The organism is Liquorilactobacillus oeni DSM 19972 (genome assembly GCF_001436275.1).
GTDB classification, from domain to species: domain Bacteria; phylum Bacillota; class Bacilli; order Lactobacillales; family Lactobacillaceae; genus Liquorilactobacillus; species Liquorilactobacillus oeni.
In genome coordinates this window covers 1-213 of sequence record NZ_AZEH01000038.1, presented here as the reverse complement: position 1 = coordinate 213, position 213 = coordinate 1, and the positions used below count along the sequence as shown (strand labels likewise).

General features: G+C 54.9%; 2 tRNA genes. Both read right to left on the bottom strand.

Annotation, left to right across the window (positions count from 1 at the left end):
* Nucleotide 1: 1 nt before the first annotated feature.
* Nucleotides 2–74 (bottom strand) — tRNA-Lys (locus FD46_RS05205).
* A gap of 3 nt (nucleotides 75–77) precedes the next feature.
* Nucleotides 78–150, bottom strand: a tRNA-Val gene (locus tag FD46_RS05200).
* Nucleotides 151–213 lie beyond the last annotated feature (63 nt).

Here is a 213-nt window from a genome sequence, read left to right as displayed (position 1 = left end):
ATGAGTCGTGACAGGCTCGAACTGTCGACCCTCTGATTAAAAGTCAGATGCTCTACCGACTGAGCTAACGACTCGAATGGAGGATACAGGGCTCGAACCTGTGACCCTCTGCTTGTAAGGCAGACGCTCTCCCAACTGAGCTAATCCTCCAACAATCGCACGGCAACGACCTACCCTCGCAGGGGGCGATCCCCCAACTACTCTTGGCGCTAA